Below are 20,841 nucleotides of genomic sequence, written 5' to 3'. Positions count from 1 at the left end.
CACGTCCCCGCCGAACACCAGGAAGTGGCGCCATGGCCTCCCTGCCCACCACCCCGCCCCCGCGCACGAGCCTGCCCCGCGTCGTCGCCGCGAGCGTCGTCGGCACCACCATCGAGTGGTACGACTTCTTCCTCTACGGCTCCGCCGCGGCGCTCGTCTTCAACGACCTGTTCTTCCCCACGGCCGACCCGCTCACCGGCACCCTCATCGCCTTCATCACGTACGCCATCGGCTTCCTCGCCCGGCCGCTCGGCGGTGTCGTGTTCGGCCACTTCGGGGACCGGGTGGGCCGCAAGAAGCTGCTCGTCCTGAGCCTGCTCCTGATGGGCGGTTCCACCTTCGCCATGGGCCTGCTGCCCACGTACGCGGCCATCGGGGTCGGTGCCCCCGTCCTGCTCACCGTGTTGCGGCTCGTGCAGGGCTTCGCGCTCGGCGGGGAGTGGGGCGGCGCCGTCCTGATCGTCTCCGAGCACGGGGGCGCCGCGCACCGCGGGTTCTGGGCGTCCTGGCCGCAGTCGGGCGCCCCCGGCGGCAACCTGCTCGCCACCGGCGTGCTCGCGCTGCTCGCCGCCGTGCAGTCCGAGGCCGCCTTCGCGTCCTGGGGCTGGCGCGTCCCGTTCCTGCTGTCCGGGGTCCTGGTGATGGTCGGCCTGTGGATCCGCGTCTCCGTCAGCGAGTCACCGCTGTTCCTGGAGGCGCGCGCCGAGGCCGAGGCCGCCGCCGCGCGGGGCGCCAAGGAGGAGACGCCCGTCGTGGAGGTCTTTCGCACCAGCTGGCGGCAGGTGCTCACCGCCATCGGCACCCGCTTCGGCGAGAACATCTCGTACTACGTCCTCACCTCCTTCGTGCTCGTCTACGTCACCAAGCACCTGGACCTGCCCAGGAGCACCGCCCTGAACGCCGTCCTCATCGGCTCCGCCGTGCACTTCGCCGCCATACCCGCCTGGGGCGCGCTGTCCGACCGCTGGGGGCGGCGCCCGGTGACGCTCATCGGGTCGGTGGGCATGGCGCTGTGGGCGTACGTGTTCTTCGCGCTCGTCGACTCCGGGTCGTTCGCCGTGATCACGGCCGCGGTCACCGTGGGGCTGCTCCTGCACGGCGCCATGTACGGGCCGCAGGCCGCGTTCATCTCCGAGATGTTCGACACCAGGGTGCGCTACTCCGGTGCCTCGATGGGCTCGCAGCTCGCCTCCATCGTCGCGGGCGCGCTCGCTCCGATCGTCGCGGTGCACCTCCTGAAGGAGTACGACTCGTCGGCGCCGGTCGCGCTGTACCTGTGCCTGGCCGCCGTGGTCACCACCGTGACGGTGGCCCTCGCGCGCGAGACCCTGGGGCGGGACCTGGGCCGCGCCCGGACGGACGTACGGGGCGGTACGGGCGCGCGGGGAGAGGCCGAGGGCGCGCGCGGTGAGGCCGGGGGCGCGCCCGCGCCGGTACGCTCCGGCGACCCCTCCTGAAGCCGTACGTCGGAAGGCAGCCGCCCCATGGCATCCGCCCACGCCCGCCCCGGCACCCGCCCCGCGCCCGCCCCGGACGGCGAACCCGCCGCGGCCCTGCGGGAACTGCTCGACCTCCTCGGACGGCACGCCCCGGCCGAGCAGTTCGCCCGCCCGGCGGCCGCGGCCCGGGCGGCCGGGGCGCGCCGGGCGCAGCTCGCCCTGATCGAAGAGGCCACGGACGCGGCCCTCGCCGTGCGCCGCACCCTCGACCAGCACCGCAGGCGCGAGGCCGAGCTGTCCGCGCTCTTCGACACCGCGGGCGACCTCGCGGCCCTCACCGACCTGGACGCGGTCCTGCGGGCCATCGTGCGCCGCGCCCGGCTGCTGCTGCGCACCGACGTCGCGTACCTGACCCTCAACGACCCCGCCGCGGGCGACACGTTCATGCGCGTCACCGACGGCTGCGCCTCCGCGACCTTCCAGCAGCTGCGGCTCGGCATGGGCGAGGGCCTCGGCGGGCTCGTCGCCCAGACCGCCCGGCCCTACGCCAGCGCCGACTACCGCGTCGACACCCGCTTCCAGCACACCCGCGCCATCGACACGGGCGTCGGCGAGGAGGGCCTGCGCGGCATCCTCGGCGTGCCGCTGCGCGTGGGCAGCCGCGTCATCGGCGTCCTGTACGCCGCCGACCGCAGCCCGCGCGACTTCACCCCCGACCAGATCGCGCTGCTCGCCTCGCTCGCCGACCACGCCGCCGTCGCCATCGACGGCGCCCGCCTCCTGGAGGAGACCCGCGCCGCGCTCGTGGAGCTGAACGCCGCGACGGCCACCGCACACGCGCAGAGCGAGGCGCTGCGCCGCGCCGCCGAGACCCACGACCGGCTCACCGACATCGTGCTGCGCGGCGGCGACGTGGCCGACGTCGCCGAAGAGATCGCCGCGCTCCTCGACGGCGGCCTGGTCATCCAGGACGCCGACGGCACCGAACTGGCCCGCGTGGGCGCCGACGCCCCGGTCCCGCCCGCGCGCGGCATCGCCGCGTCCCGCTCCGGCGGCCGCGCCGTGGCCGTGGACGGGGTCTGGGTCTCCGCCGTGCTCGCCGGGCCCGAACTCCTCGGCAGCGTCGCCCTCGGCGGCCGCCCCGACCTGACCGACAGCGACCGGCGCCTGTTCGAACGCGCCAGCCTCGACACGGCGCTCCTGCTGCTCCTGCGCCGCACGGTGGCCGAGGCCGAGGACCGGGTGCGCGGCGAACTCCTCGACGACCTGCTCACCGCCGCGCCCGCCGCCGACCCCGGCCGCGCCGAACGGCTCGCCCTGCGCGCCCGCCGTCTCGGCGTGGACCTCACCGAGCCCACCGCCGTGCTGGTCCTGCACACCGAACCCGACCTGCGCACCCGCCTCGCCGCCCGGGCCCTGCGCCACGCCCGGTCCCTGCGCGGCCTCGCGGGCCCGCTCGGCGGCCACGTCGTCCTGCTCGTCCCCACCAGCGCGCCCGGCCCGCTCGCCGAGCGCCTCGCGGCCGAACTCGGCGAGGCGCTCGGCGCCCCGGTGACCGTCGGCGCCGCCGACCCCGCCACCGGGCCGGCGCGGCTGCCCGCCGCCCACGCCGAGGCCCTGCGCTGTCTGCGGGCCCTGACCGTCCTCGGCCGCGCCGGCGAGGGCGCGAGCCTGCCGGACCTCGGCTTCGTCGGCGTCCTGCTCGGCGACCGCGCGGACGTCGCCGGGTACGTCCACCGCGTCCTCGGGCCCGTCCTCGACTACGACGCCCGGCGCGGCACCGACCTGGTCCGCACCCTGGAGGCCTACTTCGACCAGGGCGCGAGCCTGTCCCGCGCCAAGGACGTGCTGCACGTCCACGTGAACACCGTGGTGCAGCGCCTGGACCGCACGGCCCGTCTCCTCGGCGCCGACTGGAACACCCCCGCCCGCGCCCTGGAACTCCAGCTCGCCCTGCGGCTCAACCGCCTGCGCCGCTAGCGGGGGCCCCGCCAGGACTGGCCGCGCGGTCCCCGCGCGGCTGCGCGGGCACGCCGTCCAGGGTGCCCGTGGGCAGCGGTTCCTCCGCGCACCCCGGGCCCGCGCCGACCGGGTCCGTACGGTACTGGTGCGACTGCAGCTCGAACAGGCGCCGAAAGACGCCGGGACCCTCGGCGGCCATGAGCGTGGCGAAGTCGCCGTGCTCGACGAGCCTGCCCTCCTCCAGTACGAAGATGACGTCGGCCTCCTTGACGCTGTGCAGCCGGTGCGTGACGAGCACGATCGTCTGGTCCGCCGACGCCAGGGCGCGGATCTTGTCGAAGGCGTCGATCTCCGCGGCCGGGTCCATGCTGCTGGTGGGCTCGTCGCAGATGAGGATGGCCGCGTCCCGGAAGTAGGCGCGGGCCAGGGCGATGCGCTGCCACTGGCCGCCGGAGAGGTCGACGCCGCCCTCGTACCCCTTCTCGCACAAGGTGTCCCAGCCGTGCGGGAGTTCGCCGAGGACGCCGTGCGCGTCGGCGTACGCTGCCGCCGCGTCCAGGCGCGCGGAGTCGTGGAACGCGGCCGGGCGGCTGATCGCCACGTTCGCGCGGGCCGTGAACGGCCACCGCTGGAAGTCCTGCGGCACGAGCGCCACATGCCCGAACACGTCGTCGCGCGCCAGGTCGCGCAGATCGGTGCCGTCCCACGCGACCGTCCCCGCGGACGGCAGGTACAGGCCCGCGAGGAGCTTGCTGAGGGTCGTCTTGCCGGAGCCGTTCGCGCCGACGAGGGCGACCACCTGGCCCCTGCGGACGGTGAGGGACACCCCGTCGAGCGCGTCCCGGTCGCGGCCGGGGTAGCGGAACGTCACCCGGTCGAACGCGATCTCGGCGGGCGGCTCGGGCACCGCCGCCCCCGTGGCAGGGATGGCGCACCGCCCGGCCTCCTCGCGGGCCCGGATGAGGTCCGTCATGAACAGGCTCTGCTCATAGAGGTGATGGATGTTCGTCACCAGGCGGCGCAGCCCCGCCGTGCCGCTGGTGAGCGCGAGGACGGCCGTGGCGCCCGAGGCCAGCGGCATGTGACCGTGCGTCAGGAGCCAGGCGAGCAGCGCGTACGTCACCGCCGCCGTCAGGCCGGACAGGGCCGACGTGCCGAGGTCGGTCCGGGCCTCCAGGTGCGCGAGGCGCGTCTGCTCGTCCGACGCCTGCGCCGCCATCCGGTCGAACTGGTCGAGGAGGAAGGGGCCCGCGCCGTGCACCCGCAGCTCGGGTGCCGCGTCCTGGGAGATCAGCAGGCGGCGCAGGGCGCCCAGTTGCCGCACATGTTCCAGCCACACCTGCACCGACTCGTACGTCCGGCGCGCCGCCCGGACCGTGCCCCACGCCTTCGGCACGATCACGGCGACGAGCAGCGGAAGCAGCGCCGGGTGCAGCACGGCGAGGACCCCGCTGACGGCGAGGAGCGCCATCGCGGCCTCGACGATGCCGAGGGTGTGGTCGATGAGGCGGCGCGCCGCCGTCTGGCCATGCTGTCCGGAGTCGAGGACCGCGTGGAAGTCGGCGCGCTCCATGTGCTCCATCTCGACCCGGACGACGTGCTCCAGCATGGAGAGGGCCGCGATGCGCTCCACCTTCGGGCCGAGTCTGCCCGAGGCCGCGAAGGACACGGCCCGCAGCGTCGCCGCGAGGGCGCTCGCGGCGGCGACCCCCACCAGGGACGGCAGCGCGTCCTGCACCCGGTCGGCCGTGGGGCCCGCCGCGAACAGGGACACCAGGACGCGGTTGGTGGCGAGCAGCCCGAACGCGGTGGCCGCGGCCTGGCCCAGCTGCGCCACCGCGACGACCACCAGGGCCGCCGGATCGGCGCGCAGGCCCAGGACGGCCGTGTGCCCGATGAGCGTGGGGATCTGCCGCAGGATGGTGAAGAACGACGTCCTCAGCTGCGCGCCCTCGTGCACGGTCCATCCCCACGAACTCCGCAACCGCCCGCCGAAGAGCAGCTGTTCGGGCGGCGCGTGCTCGGGCCGGGAGGCGGAGCCCCCGCCCGCCCGGCCGCGCCGTGGCTGCCGCGCGCGGCCTCGTGCTGGATGGTGCTGCCGCACATCGCCTCCCAGGTGTCCGTGGCCCCTTCGGGTCCTGGGACCACCTTCCCGGGGGAGCGGCGCCGACGGGGCACAGCGGGCACAATCTGCGCGGGATGGGGTGAAATCGGCCTGGAATGGCGCTGTTCGGGGCGTGAAGTGCGCTCATGCGATGGTCACTTGTCACCGGCATCGCCGTCCGGCACGGCCTCGTCCGGGACCAGGACGACCTTGCCCGTGACCGTGCCGGACTCGGCGAGGCGCAGGGCGTCGGCCGCCCGGGACAGCGGGAGGCGCGCGGCGACCTGGGCGGTCAGGCTGCCGTCGGCGAGCAGCGCGAAGACCTGCTCCAGGTCCGTGCGCAGCCGCGCGCGGAAGGCGTCGGCGCGGCGCCGCCCGGCCCAGATGTTGTAGAAGCGCGCGTGCCGGGCGTTCGGCAGCGCCTGCCACAGCGCGAGGCGCGCGAACAGCTTGAGCACCGGGGCCTTCGACGAACCCGCCACGTCACGGGTGGAGGCCGTCCCGTACGACACGAGGGTGCCGCCCGGCGCGAGGAGCCGGAACGACTCCACGATCCCCTCGCCGCCCACGTGGTCGAAGACCGCCCGCACCCCGTCCGGCGCGAGCCCGCGCAGGCGCGCGTACAGCTCGGGGTCGCGGTAGTCGACGGGCGTGACGCCGAGCCGGCGCAGCGCGTCGTGGTGGCGGGGTGACGCGGTGCCGAGGACCCGGACGCCCGCGATGCGGGCGAGCTGCGCCAGCGTGGAGCCGACGCCGCCGTTCGCGCCGAGCACCACGACGGTGTCGCCGGCCCTGACCTTCGCGGCGCGGTGCAGCATCTGCCAGGCGGTCACGCCGTTCACGACGAGCGTCTCGGCGTCCGCCGACGCGACGGACTCCGGTACGGGGACGAGGTCCGCGGCGTCCACCACCACGTGGCTGGCCCAGCCGCCGGTCTTGGTCAGCACGGCGAACCGGCCCCCGACGAGAGCCGGGTCGACCCCGGGCCCGGTGGCGGCCACGCGCCCCACCAGGTCGTAGCCCGGCACGAAGGGGAACGGCGGCTGGTCGAAGTACTTGCCGCGGCGCATCTGCTGCTCGGCGAAGGAGACGCCGGTGGCCTCCATGGCCAGCAGGGCGCGGCCCGGGCCGGGGGTGGGGGCTGGGCGGTGGCGCACGGTGAGCCCTTCGGGCTCGACCACGCCGGGGAGGACGACCTCGGTGGCGGTGGCGGTGGCGAGGGCCGACTCGACCATGGATGAGCCTCTCTTTTGGATGGGTGAGTCTCTCGGATAAGTGAGAGGCTCTAACTGAAGCTTGCGCCTCTTCCCGCAGTCCTGTCAAGGAAGCGCTGACCCGGGCCCGCGCGGGGCAGGATGGGAGGGCTGCGCGTACGCGTCCCGCGTACGACCCGTACAAGGAAGGTGCGGCGATGGAGAACCCGGCCCCCGGCCAGCACACCCCCAGCCGGCTCGCCCCGGACCAGCACGCCCCCGGCCGCCTCGCGCTCGCCACCGCCACGCCCGAGGACTGGCGCGTCGTCACCGGCTGGGCGGCGGCTGAGGGATGGAACCCTGGGCTGCGGGACACCGAGTCCTTCTTCGCCCAGGACCCGGACGGATTCTTCATCGGCCGCGTCGACGGCGAGCCGGTCTCGGCGATCTCCGTCGTCAACTACGGCGCGGCGTACGCGTTCCTCGGCTTCTACCTCGTCCGTCCCGACGCCCGCGGCCAGGGCCACGGCATCGCCACCTGGCGGGCCGCGCTCGCGCACGCGGGGGAGCGCACCGTCGGCCTGGACGGCGTACCGGCGCAGCAGGACAACTACCGGCGCTCGGGCTTCGAGCTGTGCCACGAGAGCATGCGGTACGTCGGCCCGGCAACACCCTCCGGGCCGGTGCCCGCGCACGTGCGCCCCGGCGCCGAGGTCGGGCACGAGGCGCTCCTCGCGTACGACGGTTCCTGCTGCCCCGCGGACCGGCCGCGGTTCCTCGCCTCCTGGCTGCGTACGCCCGGACACCGCGTGCTCGCGAGCGTCGCCGACGGCCGCGTCACCGGCTACGGGATGCTGCGCCCGGCCCGCGAAGGCGTCCGGATCGGGCCGCTGTTCGCCGACAGCCGCGCGGACGCCGAGGCCCTCGTGGACGCGCTGACCGCCGACCTGGACGGGGTGCCCGTCGCCATAGACGTGCCCGGGTCCAACGGGCCCGCGGTCGCCCTCGCCGAAGGCCGCGGCATGAAGCCGACGTTCGCGACGGCGCGCATGTACACCGGCCCTGTACGGGAGTTCGCGCGGGACAAGGTGTTCGGGATCACCACCCTGGAGCTGGGCTGACGGGCGCGGGCACGCGGGTCAGGTCACGGTGAGCCGTCGCTTGGCCGTCGCCGTGGAGCTGTTGCCGACGTAGAGGTCGAACGCGCCCTCCTCGACGAGGAATTCACCGCGGGTGTCGTTCGTCCAGAAGCCCAGGTCGCGGGCGCCGATCCGGAAGCGGACGGTCCGTGAGGCGCCCGCGGCGAGCGTCACCCGGCTGAAGCCGCGCAGCCTGCGGACCGGCTGCGTGATGCTCGCCGCGAGGTCGTGGACGTACAACTGCACCACTTCGTCGCCCTCGCGCCCGCCGGTGTTGGTGACCGTGACGGAGACCTCGACGGTGTCGCCCGCGCGCAGCGCGCCCGCCGGGACGTCGGCGCGGCTGAGCCGCGGCTCGCCCATCTCGAAGGACGTGTAGCTCAGGCCGTGGCCGAAGGCGAACTGCGGTCCGGGCGGCAGATCCAGGTACCTGGAGGTGTACTTGTTGTCGGCGGCGTACGGGCGGCCCGTCGACTCGTGGTGGTAGGCGATCGGGATCTGACCGACCGCGCGCGGGAACGAGACGGGCAGCTTGCCGCCCGGGTTGACCTTTCCGAACAGCACGTCGGCGATGGCGTTCCCGGCCTCCAGGCCCGGATGCCAGGCCTCCAGGACGGCGGGCGCGCTCCGCAGCCAGCCGCCGACGGCCAGCGGGCGGCCGTTCACGAGGACCACCACGAACGGCTTGCCGGTCGCCGCGACGGCCTCGACGAGCCGCTCCTGCGCGCCGGGCAGGCCGATGTCGGCGCGCGCCGCGGCCTCACCGCTCAGCGCGGGCGGCTCACCCACGACCACGACGGTCACGTCGGCGGCCCGCGCCGCCGCGACCGCCTGCGGGATGCCGCCGGTGTCCTCGCCCTCGGCGCCGACCCCGGGCGCGTACGTCACCTCGGCCCCCGGCGCCGCCCGCCGGATCGCGTCGAGGACCTTCACCGACGGGTACTTCTTCGCCGCGGCCGGGAGCGCCCAGGTGCCGAGCAGGTCGTCGGAGTCGGCGAACGGGCCGACCACGGCGAGGGACGCGACGGAACTCCGCAGCGGCAGCGTGGCCTTGTCGTTCTTCAGGAGGACCAGGGAGCGGGCGGCCGTCGCGCGGGCGGCCTTCCGCGTCGCGGGGGTCGGCCCGTCGACGGCCGCGCCCGCGGCCTCGTCGGCGTAGGGATCGTCGAAGAGGCCGAGGGCGAACTTCAGGCGCAGGACCCGCGCCACCGCCTCGTCCAGGCGGTGCTCGCTGATCTTCCCCTCGCGCAGCAGCTGCTTGCCGTGCTCGCGGAGGGTGGTGCTGACCATCTCCATGTCGACGCCCGCGGTGAACGCGAGCCGGGCCGCCGCCGCGTCGTCCTCGGCGAAGCCGTGCGCGACCAGCTCCCGCACGCCGTTCCAGTCGCTGACGACGAAGCCGTCGAAGCCCCACTCCTTCCTGAGGATGTCCGTGAGGGTGTGGGTGTTGCCGTGCGCGGGGACGCCGCTGACGGTGTTGAAGGAGGCCATGACGGTGGCCACGCCCGCCTCCAGGGCGGCCCTGAACGGCGGCAGGTACCGATTGCGCAGCCGGGACTCGGACACGTCCACGGTGTTGTAGTCGCGGCCGCCCTCGGCGCCCCCGTACGCGACGAAGTGCTTGGCGCAGGCGGCGACGCGGTCCTTCGCCGCGTAGTTACGCCCCTGGTAGCCCCGGACCTTGGCGGCGGCGAACTCGGCCGTCAGGAAGGGGTCCTCGCCGCAGCTCTCGGCGATACGGCCCCAGCGCGGCTCGTGCGTGACGTCCGTCATCGGCGCGAACGTCCAGTGCACGCCGTTCGCGCGGGCCTCCCGCGCGGAGACCTCGGCGTCGGTGCGCGCCACCGCGGGGTCGAAGCTGGCCGCCTGCCCCAGCGGGATCGGGAACGTCGTCCAGAAGCCGTGGATGACGTCGAGCCCGAACAACAGGGGAACGCCGAGCCGGGACTCCTCGACGGCGACGCGCTGCAACGCGTTGGTGCTCTGCGCGCCGGAGGCGGAGAGCACGGACCCGAGGCGGCCCGCCCGTGCCGCGTCCTCCACCTCCTTGCCCCCGCCGCCCCCGGGGCCGGTGTCCCAGGCCCACGCGAGCTGCTGGAGCTGCCCCAGCTTCTCCTCGACCGTCATCCGGCCCAGCAGCTCGTCGACCTCGCGGTCGTGCGGGCCGGGCCGGGGCGCGGCCTCGGCGCCCGCGCCGCCGATGCCGCCGCCCGCGACGGCCGCACCCCCCATCAACGACAGTCCGGACAGCAGAGTGCGCCTGCGCAGCTCTCGCATGAGTTCGCCTTCTCACGTCACAGTGGGGCAAATCAGGGCAACGGCCACAAGAATCGAAGCGAAAGTACGGGGCGGGTACGGGAGGGTCAAGAAAGGCCGCAGAGGCAGTCGAGTGCTTCGGCCGCCCTTGACCTCAACATTGGTTGAGGTCCTACGGTTCTCGTATGAGCATGGAAACCACGGCGTGGACGCAGATGTACAGCGTCATGAACGCCCAGCAGGAACGCCGCCCCTTCGCCCGCGCGACGCTGCGCCGCATCTCCGCCTTCGCCCGCCCGCACCGCCGCCGCATCACGCAGTTCGTGCTGCTGAGCGTCCTCACCGCGGTCCTCGCCGTGGCGACCCCGATCCTCGCCGGGCACGTCGTGGACGCCATCGTCACCGGCGCCGACTCCTCGCTCGTCGTCCGGTACGCCCTGCTCATCGCCGTCATCGCGATCGCCGAGGCGGCCCTGGGCATCCTCAGCCGCTGGCTGTCGGCGACCCTCGGCGAAGGCCTGATCCTCGACCTGCGCACGGCCGTCTTCGACCATGTGCAGCGCATGCCGGTCGCGTTCTTCACCCGCACCCGCACCGGGGCGCTCGTCAGCCGCCTCAACAACGACGTGATCGGCGCGCAACGCGCCTTCAGCAACACTCTTTCGGGTGTTGTCGCCAACGTCGTCACGCTGCTGCTGACCCTCGGCGTGATGCTCGCCCTCTCCTGGCAGATCACGCTGCTCGCCCTCGTCCTGCTGCCGGTGTTCGTGCTGCCCGCGCGGCGCATGGGCACCCGCATGGCGCGGCTCCAGCGGGAGGCCGCCCACCACAACGCCGCCATGGGCACCCGCATGACCGAGCGCTTCTCGGCGCCCGGCGCGACCCTCATCAAGCTCTTCGGGCGACCCGCCGACGAGTCCGCCGAGTTCGCCGAGCGCGCCGCCCGGGTGCGGGACATCGGGGTGCGCACGGCCATGGCCCAGTCGGTGTTCATCACCGCCCTCACCCTGGTGTCGGCCCTCGCGCTCGCCCTCGTCTACGGCCTCGGCGGGTACTTCGCGCTCGAAGGGTCCCTCGAGGCCGGCGCCGTCGTCTCCCTCGCCCTGCTCCTGACCCGCCTGTACGCGCCCCTTACGGCTCTCGCCGGCGCCCGCGTCGAGGTGATGAGCGCCCTCGTCAGCTTCGAGCGGGTCTTCGAGGTCCTCGACCTGGAGCCGCTCATCGCCGAGAAGCCGGACGCGGGCCGGGTGCCCGACGGGCCCGTCGCCGTCGAGTTCGACGACGTGCGCTTCGGCTACCCCGCCGCCGACAAGGTCTCCCTCGCCTCCCTTGAGGAGGTCGCGACGCTCGACGGCCGCGGCGGCGCCGAGGTCCTGCACGGCCTGTCCTTCCGCGCCGAGCCCGGCCAGACCGTCGCGCTCGTCGGCTCCTCCGGCGCGGGCAAGTCGACCGTCGCGCAGCTCCTGCCGCGCCTGTACGACGCCGACACCGGGACCGTGCGCGTCGGGGGCGTGGACGTGCGCGACCTGTCCGCCGACTCCCTGCGCGACACCATCGGCATGGTCACCCAGGACGGCCACCTCTTCCACGAGTCCGTCCGCGCGAACCTGCTGCTCGCCCGGCCCGGCGCCGACGAGGACGAGCTGTGGGACGTGCTGCGCCGGGCCCGCCTCGACGACCTCGTACGGTCGCTGCCGGACGGGCTCGACACCGTCGTCGGCGAGCGCGGCTACCGGCTCTCGGGCGGCGAGCGGCAGCGCATGACCATCGCGCGCCTGCTGCTCGCCAGGCAGCGGGTCGTCATCCTCGACGAGGCGACCGCGCACCTGGACAACACCTCCGAGGCGGCCGTGCAGGAGGCACTCGCCGAGGCCCTGTCGGGGCGTACCGCCCTGGTCATCGCCCACCGCCTGTCCACCGTGCGGTCGGCCGACCTGATCCTCGTGGTCGAGGACGGGCGGATCGTGGAGCGCGGGACGCACGAGGAACTCCTGGTGGCGGACGGACGCTACGCGGAGCTGTACCGGACGCAGTTCCTCGCGGGGGACGACATGGGGGTGGCGGCCTAGGCACTGCCCCCGACACCGCGCGGACCCGCCCCCGGAAAGGGGCGGGTCCGCGCGGTGTCGTCGTCGTGGTGCGCCGCGCTAGGCGGCCGCCTTCTCGTACGTCAGGAACACGGTGCCGCTGTCCAGGGCGTCCACCGCGGTGCGCTGCCAGAGGGTGGGGTCGAAGGGGGTCTTCTCGCCGAACAGGGGGATGCCCGCGCCCACCGTGAGGGGGGCGAGCTTGATGACGAGGCGGTCGATCTCGGCGTACAGGGCGCTCGCGAGTTCGCCGCCGCCCGCCAGCCACAGGCCCTTGCCGGGCTCGCGCTTGAGCTCGCGGACCTTCGCGGCCGGGTCGGTGGCGACGATCTCGACGGCCGGGTCGGGGCTCTCGGTGAGGGTGCGGCTGAAGACGAGGTGCCGCAGGTGCGGGTAGCAGTTGGTGAATCCGGCGTCCAGGCCGTTCTGGTACGTGGTGCGGCCTTCGAGCATGGTGTCGAAGTGGGTGCCTTCGGCCGTGACGCCGAGCGCGGCACGCGCCTGGACGGGGAGCGTCTCGGGATACTTCTCGACCAGCAGGCGGACGTAGTCCTCCGCCACCGGCCAGAAGCCCTCCGGGCCGGTGGGGTCGGAGGCGTCGGGCCCGGCGATGCGGCCGTCGAGGGACATCGCGATGAAGTAGGTGAGCTTGCGCATACGGGCTCCAAGATGACGAGGCGGGGACGGTGGCGGCGGGGCCAGATCACATCGGGTGATGTACTCTGTTCGCAGTGGTTAGAACGTAGTACTTCACTTGCAGTGGTGTCAAGCGATCGAGAAGGAAGACGTCATGAGGCAGAACCCCGCCCGCCGTACCGCTCTGCTGGACGCCGCGATCGAAGTGCTCGCGCGCGAAGGCTCCCGCGGGCTCACGCTGCGCGCGCTCGACACGGAGGCGGGGGTCCCCAAGGGCACCGCGAGCAACTACTTCGCCAACCGCGCGGAACTGCTCGCCCAGACCATGCGGCGCGTCCAGGAGCGCCTGATGCCGGAGGAGGACGCGCTCGCCGACACGATGCGCGAGGCGCCGTCCATGGACCTGGTGAGCACGCTGCTCCGGCAGCTCGTCGAGCGGATGCGGGCCGACCGCAGCAGCCATCTGGCCCTGCTCGAAATGCGCCTGGAGGCCACCCGCCGACCCGAACTCCACGCAGAGCTGAGCCGGTTCATGGCCGAGCAGCTGGAGGCCAACATCAGCTTCCATCTGGACGCGGGTCTGCCCGGGGACCGCACCGGCGTCGTCCTTGTCTACCTCGCCATGCTCGGCCTGATCGTCGACGACCTGACGGTGCCCGAGCTGCTCACGCCGTTCTCGGTCGACAAGCTCATCGAGGAGCTGTCCCGGCGGCTGCTGCGCTGAGCCCCGGGCGGAGCGCTGGTAAGGGCCGGTTAGGGGTACTCGGCACCACGGCCCCGCCCTACTGTGGGGCGCGGAAGAGCCGCTGGCCGTGCCGCGGGGCTCTTCGGACAGGGCCGGTTCCCGGAACGGCGACTCCTTGCATTTCCCCCATGGAGGGATGCGCCGTTCCGGGCCGGTGTGCCGGCCGCCCGCCGCTCAGCCGCCGGGGCGCAGCGTGATCGCGGTGAGGACCAGACCGTCGTACGCCAGCCAGCGGCCCGTGAGCACCTGGGGAAAGCCGAGGTCCCGTACGGGCGGCAGGATCCGCGCGGTGAACTCGCCCGACACGGCGTCCGCGGACCGGTGGAGGACGAGGTCGGCCTCCTCGAACCCCAGCGGCCTGCGCGTCAGCGGATACCAGGTCTTGTAGATGCTCTCCTTGGCGCTGAACAGGACGCGGTCCCAGCGCACCGCGGGCCACCGGTCCAGGTCCGCGCGCACGCGCCGCTGCTCCGCGGGCAGGGTCACGGCCTCCAGGACCCCTTCCGGCAGCGGCTCACCCGGCGTGGCGTCGATGCCGACCGAGCGGACGCGCGGGGTCAGGGCGACGGCGGCGGCGCGGTAGCCCGCGCAGTGCGTGATGCTGCCGACGACGCCGGCGGGCCACCCCGGGCTGCCCTTGGCGTCGGGCAGGACGGCCGCGGCGGGCCGCCCGAGGGCCGCGAGGGCGCGGTGCGCGCAGTGGCGGCCCGTGGTGAACTCGCGCCGCCGCGCCTCCACGGACCGGGCGATCAGGGCTTCCTCGTCGGGGTGCAGGACGACGCCCTCCGGGTCGTGGGTGCACTCGCGGCAGACGACGTCCTCGGGCACGATCCGCGCGAGGAGGGGCGGCGGCGTCTCCGGCGTCTTCACGGCGTGCCTTCCTTCTCCCGGTCCTCGCGGTCCTCGCGGTCCTCCAGCTCTGCCCGGTCCTCGCTCGCGAGCGCGGCGTCCGTGCGCTTGGCCTGCTCGCGCGTGGGGAGATAGACGAGCAGTTCGGTGGCGACGAAGCGCACGACGAACGTCGTCAGGAGGGCGAGCGTGGTGGCGGGCAGGACCGCCATGTCCGCGCCGTCGACGAGGAGCGCGATGAGGGGGATGCGCAGCAGCAGGTCGGCGTTGGCGAGCAGCGCGAAGCGGCCGAGCCGGTCGGCCCAGTGGCGGTGCTCGCGCCGGCCGCGGAAGAGCAGCAAATCGATGAGGACGAAGTTCCAGAGCACGCCGAACTGGTTGGCCACGATCTCGGCGGGCAGGTAGTGCAGGCCCATGGCCGTGAGCGCGGCGAGGCCGAGCAGGTTGGGCAGGAAGCCGCTCAGGCCGATGACGCCGAAGGCGACGATGCGGGCCGCGGGGGTCGCGGTGCGCAGGGACACCAGGTGGTTCAGGAAGCGCAGGCCCTCGCGCACGGTCGACTTCGACTCGCCCGCGTAGCGCTCCTGGAAGGAGAACGGCACCTCGGCGACCGTCCGCGGGCGGCAGCGGATGGCCAGCTCGAGCAGGATCTTGTAGCCGAGCGGCTTGAGGATGCCGGCCTGGGCGCGCACGGTGTCGCGGCGGATCGCGAAGAACCCGCTCATGGGGTCGCTGATGCCGCGCAGCGCCGAGGGGAAGAGGGACTTGGTCACCAGGGTCGAGGCGCGCGAGACCGCGACGCGGTAGCGGCCGGAGAGCCCGGCGTGGCTGCCGCCGCCCGCGTACCGGCTGGCGACGACGAGTTCGGCTCCCGTGCGGCGGCCCGTCTCGACCAGCTCGGGCATGAGCGACGGTGGGTGCTGGAGGTCGGCGTCCATGACGACGAGCCACTCCGAGGCGGCGGCCTTCATGCCCTCCACCACGGCGCCGCTCAGGCCGCCCACCGGTGCCTCCCTGTGGAGGAGGCGTACGGGGAACGGGCAGGTGAGGGCGGCGCGCTCGATCACGGCCGGGGTGTCGTCGGTGCTGTCGTCGACGAACAGGGCCTCGCAGTCCAGGTGCCCGGGCAGGGCGGCGGCGAGCCGGGTGAGCAACTCCTCGACGTTGTCCGCCTCGTTGAACGTCGGGATGATCACGGTGACGGTGGTGCTCGCCCCGTCCGGAGCGGCCGGACCGGTGCCTTCGGGCGTCGCGGCGGCGCTTTCGGGCTCGGAGCCGGGACCCGGGCCGGACGCGGTCATCGGGGCACGCTCCCGGGTCGGAGCGCGCTCGGTGTCTGCAATCTCGCCATCGTCGTCCTCTACGGGTCTGCGCGCGTGCGTCCCACGCGAGCGCGTCACATCGGCGTGCCCTGGCCGGCAGGCGTTTCCGGGAGGATCACGGGTGACCGCCCGTGAGGTGGTGGCACCCCGTGGAGTGGTGGCACCCCGTGGGGTCGTGGCCCCCCGTGGGGCTTTGGCACGGGGAGACACGCCGGGCCCGGGGGAGGGCGGGGTCGTCCGACGACCGGTGCCGCCGCTGTCGTACCGGTGATTCCTCCCGCCGGAGGCTAGCTGTGGCCGGTACCGCCCTCCACCCCTATCCGTCCCCTAGCGGGCCGCCCCGGCGCGTGCGGCGGCGTGCCCGGCTGTGTGGCCCACCACACAAAGAATGCCTTGTGGCGGCGGCTGACGCGTTCGGCCGAGTTCGCTTGCGCCCGGGGCGAGTTGCCGCTCCCGTTCACGCGGCCAAAGCGCGCCGCGGCCGGAAACCTCGGCGTAACAATGTGACGCAGCCCGCACTCCGGGGTGCGGACGCCGGGGCCGGGCGGCGGGGCTTCCCGGCGGTAACTCCGCCGGGTCGGCGGCCGGGCCGCTCGTGTCCCGGAAACTTTCACAGGGAATTTTGCCGTCGGATTGCCGCTGGATTGTTTTCGGTTTCCATTCCGGAGGGGCCGCGTTGGGGCGCCCTCCACCCTGTTTGCCTAACGCGTTCTTAACGCCTGCCGCGGCGGGAGCGCGGGCCGCGGGGTCACTACGGGCCGTCAAATCCGTGTGCGCCGCCGCGCTTTGGGTAGCCGGAGCAACGGCTGATCAAGGTGCGGAGGGCCGCCCGATGGGAGCCATCGGGGGGAGTGCCGGGCTTGCCTGGCTTGCCGGAATCGATCCCTCGCAGGGGCTGTGGTCAGGGATGTTTCCGGACAGTGTGGCTCGATGGGCCCTGGGTGACGGTGTTCTGGCCAGTTGAGCCTTCTCCTTTCTCACAATTGGAGTTCTAGATTCCGTATCGGTCCCGCCGACCGCCGGGGTCTATATCACAGACATGCCCGGAGTGGGGAGGGCTGAACGTTGCGAGTCATCGTGGATTTGGGGGGTGGGCACGCTTCTTTCGGGGCTACCTCGCCGTCAAGTTTCAGTCATAGTTGTGTTGTTGACTGAGTGCCCCAAGAGTCCCGGCGGAGATATTTGGAATATGCCCTGGTACCCTGCTTCAGGCTCCTGAGGCAACTTGATGAGTGCGATATGCGAATAAGGCGCCCAGTGCAGTTTGCGATAATTTCTTACGGGGAGGAAACCGCACTATGAGCCTGGTCGAGCGAGTCGATGAGTGGGCTCTCTTGGAGGACGTTCTGGCGAACAGCGCGGAGCGGCCTTCCCGTGTTGTGTTGATAAGAGGCCCGGTGGCCACCGGCAAGAGCGAGCTGCTGAACAGCGTCGCCGACGAGGCCGAGGCGCGGGGCCTGACCGTCCTCAAGGCGACGGGTTTACGAGCCGAGCGCAGGACGCCCATGGCGGTCTTCGGCCAACTGCTCCTCCACGCCGACCAGGTGGCGGAGCAGGACGCCGGAGCGACCGCGCGGGTGGCGCGCCTGCTCGACGACGCCAAGTTCACCGCCATGCTCCGCGACGCCGACAGCGAGCGCGAGGAGCACGTCCGCGCCCATGTGATGCGCTCCCTGACCATGAGCCTGCGCGCCCTGGCCCGGGGCGGGCCGCTGGCCATCCTCGTGGACGACGTCCAGTACGCCGACATCCCGTCCCTCCAGTGCCTCCAGTACGCGATGCGCGAACTGCGGGCCAAGCCCGTCGTGATCGTCCTCGGCCTGCGCACCGGCCCGCACGCCGAACGGCCCATGTTCAGCGCGGAACTGCTGCGCCACCCCCGCCTGACCCAGCTGCGGCTCACCACCCTCGGCGAGGCGGGCACGGCGGAGATGCTGCGCGCGCACCTCGACGAGAGCGCGGCGCACGGCATCGCCCCCGACGTCCACCGGCTCAGCGGCGGCAACCCCCTCCTGGTGCGGGCCCTGATCCACGACCTGCTCGCCCACGGGCCGCTCGACCACGACGTCCGGTCCGCCGGGACGGGCGCCGACAGCGCCCTGCCCGCGGCGCGGACCGTGCCCGCGGGCGACGCCTACCGGCAGTCCGTGCTCAGCTGCCTGCACCGGGGCGAGGACGCCGTCCTGGCCGTCGCCCGCGGCCTCGCGGTCCTGGACGACGCCGCGTCCGACGCCACCCTCGCCGACCTCCTCGACCTCGACCGCGAGACCGTCACGCGCTGCCTGCGCACGCTGCGGGCGGCCGGCCTCACCGACGAGGACGCGTTCCGCCACCCCCTGGCGCGCACCGCCGTCCTCGACGACCTGTCGCGCGAGGACCGCGTCGGGCTGCACCGGCGCGCGGCCCGGCTGCTGCGCCGCCACGGCGCCGAACCGCCCGTCGTGGCCCGGCACATCGTCGCCACCGGCGAGGTCGACGGCACCGAGTCCCTCGACGTGCTGTGGGAGACGGCCACCCGCGCCCGGCGCGACGAGGACGTCTCCCTCGCCATCGCCTGCCTCCACCTGGCCGACGAGAGCTGCCCGCGCGGCGAGCGGCGCAGCGAGATCCTCGCCGAACTGGCCCGCCTCGCCTGGCGGGTGCGGCCCTCGACCCTCGGCCCGCACCTGGGCGCGCTGCGCGCCGCCTTCGACGAGGGCTGGCTCGCCGAGCAGGCCGTGCCGGTGCTGATCTCGGGCCTGCTGTGGCAGGGCAGGTTCGACGAGGCCGCCGAGGTCGCCCGCAAGGGCCAGGTCGCCTACGAGGGGGCCTCCGCCGTCAGCGGCTACCTGGCCTCCGGCTCGGTGCGCACCACCTACCCCACGCTCCGTGAGCGCGTCGGCGCCGACAACTGGCCCGCCCCGCAGGGCACCTTCGACGTCCTGACGACCCCGGGCTGCGACCCTCGCGGCCGCGTCGGCGCCGCCCTGAACGCCGTCCTGTCCCGCGGCGTGGACCCGCACGCCGCCGACCTCGCCGAGACCGTCCTCCAGGGCACCCGGCTGAGCGACGCCACCCTGGAGACGCTCACCGCCGCCCTGTCCGTGCTGATCTACTGCGACCGGCTCGGCCGGGCCGCGCACTGGTGCGACGCGCTCCTTCGCGAGGCCACCAGGCTCGGCGGCCCGGGCTGGCAGGCGCCGCTGTCCGCGGTCCGGGCGACCATCGCCCTGCGCCAGGGCCACGCGCCGGACGCCGTGCGGTACGCGCTCACCGCCCTGTCATGGATCTCGCCGCAGGGCTGGGGCGTCGGCATCGGCTCGATCCTCGCCACCCTGGTCTCGGCGCACACCGCGATGGGCCAGTACGAGCAGGCCATGTCGTATCTGGACCACCACATCCCGGAGGGCCTCCCGGAGACCCGGTACGGCCTGGAACTGAGCTACGCCCGCGGTCAGCTCTACGCCGCCATGGGGCGCGTGCGCCCTGCCCTCGACGACTTCCTCACCTGCGGCGAGCTGATGATCCGCTGGGGCATCGACCAGCCGGCCCTGGTGCCGTGGCGGTCCGCGGCCGCGGAGATGCACCTGCGCACCGGCGGCGAGGCCGAGGCCGACCGGCTCGTCAGGGAGCAGCTGGCCAAGTGCGGCCCCGGTCAGTCCCGCACCCGCGCCCAGACGCTGCGCGTGCTCGCCGAGGTGGCCGGCCTCAGGCGGCACCACCACGCGCTGCACGAGGCGATCGAGGAACTGGAGAAGTGCGAGGACCGGCTCGAACTGGTCCGGGCCCTGGGGGCGCTGAGCCGCTCCCATCACGCCCTGGGCGACCTCGGCCAGGCGCGCATGATGGCGCGCAGGGCGTGGCGCGTCGCGCGGGACGCGCGGGCGGAGACGCTGTGCGAACAGCTGCTGCCGTACGGCGACGGCGAGGCGGGCGCGGTGGAGCGCCCCGAGCGGGGCGGGGAGGCCTGCCCGGCGGAGGAGCTGACCGACGCGGAGCGGCGCGTGGCGTCCCTGGCGTCGTTCGGGCACAGCAACCGCGAGATAGCGCGCAAGCTGTTCATCACCGTCAGTACGGTCGAACAGCATCTGACGCGGGTCTACCGGAAGTTGAACGTCTCACGCCGCAAGGATCTCCCGCACGACCTGCTGGCGGACACGGCGTGCTGAGCCGGTCGTGGCCCTCTGACAACGTTGTGCTGACCGCCGATGACCGCCAGTGGGGGGTGGCGGCCGCGGTCGTCGCCCCTGCGGGCGCGACGGCGTGAAGCTCCGTCAGCGGGCGGTCGTCGGCAGACGGCCGCAGCGGACCTGCTCGTCACGGACCATGAACAGACGGTCCGTCATGCGCCGTGCCACCTCCGGGGAGCGGGAGGAGAACACCACGGTCCCGGTCGACGCCGCGTAGCGGCCGAGGACCCGGTGGAGGATTTTCTCCGTCACCTCGTCCACGTCGTCCAGGGGGCGGCACAGCAGGAGCAGCCTCGGCACGTGCAGCAGCGCGCAGCCGACGGCGGCGCGGGAGCGCTGGCCCGGGGTGAGCCCGGCGACGGGCGTGCGCTCCACGGCTCGCAGGTCCAGGGCGTCAGTTAAGTCCGTGGCGCGCTCCGCGGCCGTCTCCGGGGGCAGACCCTGGTGCAGGCCCGCGGCCACCAGGGCATCGTGGACGGCCCCTTCGGGCAGCGGCATGCCCGGGGGGACGACCCCGACGAGCCGGTGCACGGCGTCGGGGTCGGTCCGCGTGTCCACGCCGTGGACGGCGACGGAACGGCCGGGGCCGCCGTCGAGGAGCCGGGCCAGGAAGCGGTCCGCCGAGTCGTCGTCGGAGACGACCGCGAGGCACGCGTGGCGCTCGACGCGCAGGAGACGCTCGTGGTCGGGCGCCCCTTCGCGCGGTGGGGCCGCCACGCCGCCGCCCGTGCGGCGCACCTCCAGGGCCATCGGTTCCAGCCGGGCTCCGCCGGGCACGGCGCCCGGACGGTGGTCGTGCACCGCGAACCTTCGGCTGTCCGGCCCTGGATGCATGAGGCCTCCTCTGCATTGTGATTGTTGAACAATTCCGTGATGCGGGAACTGTTCCGGGCGTGTGGTGCGGCCACCATAGATCATTTCAAGGCAGCTCCTGACTTTC

Annotated in this window: 13 protein-coding genes; 6 read left to right on the top strand and 7 right to left on the bottom strand. The window is 73.7% G+C overall.

The genetic code is table 11. From position 1 onward, the window contains the following. Nucleotides 1-32 precede the first annotated feature (32 nt). Together AC07GB_RS15220 and AC07GB_RS15215 are read left to right on the top strand one after the other, a co-directional pair. On the top strand, nucleotides 33-1,457 hold the full coding sequence (locus AC07GB_RS15220) for an MFS transporter (RefSeq protein ID WP_478845417.1): 1,425 nt from the start codon (nucleotides 33-35) through the stop codon (nucleotides 1,455-1,457). Between the two features lie 27 nt (nucleotides 1,458-1,484). Further along, nucleotides 1,485-3,419, top strand: coding sequence for a helix-turn-helix domain-containing protein (locus AC07GB_RS15215; protein WP_478845415.1), 1,935 nt, complete (start codon nucleotides 1,485-1,487; stop codon nucleotides 3,417-3,419). On the opposite strand, the gene AC07GB_RS15210 is transcribed toward AC07GB_RS15215, so the two are convergent. After that, on the bottom strand, nucleotides 3,400-5,361 hold the full coding sequence (locus tag AC07GB_RS15210; RefSeq protein ID WP_478845413.1) for an ABC transporter ATP-binding protein: 1,962 nt from the start codon (nucleotides 5,359-5,361) through the stop codon (nucleotides 3,400-3,402). The genes AC07GB_RS15215 and AC07GB_RS15210 overlap by 20 nt on opposite strands. 299 nt (nucleotides 5,362-5,660) lie before the next feature. Next, the gene (locus AC07GB_RS15205; RefSeq protein ID WP_478845412.1) at nucleotides 5,661-6,740 is read right to left on the bottom strand and encodes a medium chain dehydrogenase/reductase family protein; all 1,080 of its coding nucleotides are present in this window, start codon (nucleotides 6,738-6,740) and stop codon (nucleotides 5,661-5,663) included. Nucleotides 6,741-6,916: 176 nt separating this feature from the next. Here AC07GB_RS15205 and AC07GB_RS15200 point away from each other — a divergent pair, with 176 nt between their 5' ends. Continuing rightward, nucleotides 6,917-7,819 (top strand): GNAT family N-acetyltransferase, encoded by a 903-nt coding sequence (locus tag AC07GB_RS15200; RefSeq protein ID WP_478845411.1) that lies wholly within the window; start codon nucleotides 6,917-6,919, stop codon nucleotides 7,817-7,819. 18 nt (nucleotides 7,820-7,837) lie between these two features. On the opposite strand, the gene bglX is transcribed toward AC07GB_RS15200, so the two are convergent. Beyond that, nucleotides 7,838-9,964 (bottom strand): beta-glucosidase BglX, encoded by a 2,127-nt coding sequence (bglX, locus tag AC07GB_RS15195; protein ID WP_478845666.1) that lies wholly within the window; start codon nucleotides 9,962-9,964, stop codon nucleotides 7,838-7,840. Nucleotides 9,965-10,278: 314 nt separating this feature from the next. On the opposite strand from bglX, the gene AC07GB_RS15190 reads away from it, so the two are divergent. Continuing rightward, nucleotides 10,279-12,162 carry an ABC transporter ATP-binding protein gene (locus AC07GB_RS15190; RefSeq protein ID WP_478845409.1) on the top strand — a complete coding sequence of 628 codons (1,884 nt, stop codon included), beginning with the start codon at nucleotides 10,279-10,281 and terminating at the stop codon, nucleotides 12,160-12,162. Nucleotides 12,163-12,240: 78 nt separating this feature from the next. Here AC07GB_RS15190 and AC07GB_RS15185 read toward each other — a convergent pair whose 3' ends face one another. Continuing rightward, nucleotides 12,241-12,837, bottom strand: coding sequence for a dihydrofolate reductase family protein (locus tag AC07GB_RS15185; RefSeq protein WP_478845407.1), 597 nt, complete (start codon nucleotides 12,835-12,837; stop codon nucleotides 12,241-12,243). Nucleotides 12,838-12,970: 133 nt separating this feature from the next. Here AC07GB_RS15185 and AC07GB_RS15180 point away from each other — a divergent pair, with 133 nt between their 5' ends. Continuing rightward, nucleotides 12,971-13,540 (top strand): TetR/AcrR family transcriptional regulator, encoded by a 570-nt coding sequence (locus AC07GB_RS15180; RefSeq protein ID WP_478845405.1) that lies wholly within the window; start codon nucleotides 12,971-12,973, stop codon nucleotides 13,538-13,540. Between the two features lie 195 nt (nucleotides 13,541-13,735). Here the strand turns inward: AC07GB_RS15180 and AC07GB_RS15175 are convergent, their stop codons facing one another. Beyond that, a complete protein-coding gene (locus AC07GB_RS15175) occupies nucleotides 13,736-14,431 on the bottom strand; it encodes a 4'-phosphopantetheinyl transferase family protein (protein WP_478845403.1) in 696 nt (231 codons plus the stop codon). Continuing rightward, nucleotides 14,428-15,711 (bottom strand): glycosyltransferase, encoded by a 1,284-nt coding sequence (locus AC07GB_RS15170; RefSeq protein WP_478845401.1) that lies wholly within the window; start codon nucleotides 15,709-15,711, stop codon nucleotides 14,428-14,430. Before AC07GB_RS15170 ends, AC07GB_RS15175 begins: the two co-directional genes overlap by 4 nt. A 1,319-nt stretch (nucleotides 15,712-17,030) precedes the next feature. Between AC07GB_RS15170 and AC07GB_RS15165 the strand changes: the two genes are divergently transcribed. Then, nucleotides 17,031-19,880: a helix-turn-helix transcriptional regulator gene (locus AC07GB_RS15165; protein WP_478845399.1), complete on the top strand. Its 2,850-nt coding sequence runs from the start codon at nucleotides 17,031-17,033 to the stop codon at nucleotides 19,878-19,880. Between the two features lie 105 nt (nucleotides 19,881-19,985). On the opposite strand, the gene AC07GB_RS15160 is transcribed toward AC07GB_RS15165, so the two are convergent. Further along, entirely contained in the window at nucleotides 19,986-20,735 is a 750-nt protein-coding gene (locus AC07GB_RS15160) for a P-loop NTPase family protein (protein ID WP_478845397.1), read from the bottom strand. Between the last annotated feature and the right edge of the window lie 106 nt (nucleotides 20,736-20,841).

The organism is Streptomyces sp. NPDC045778, from assembly GCF_056431945.1.
Note: the sequence above shows the minus strand (reverse complement) of the source record. Positions and strands in the feature narration are given on the sequence as shown.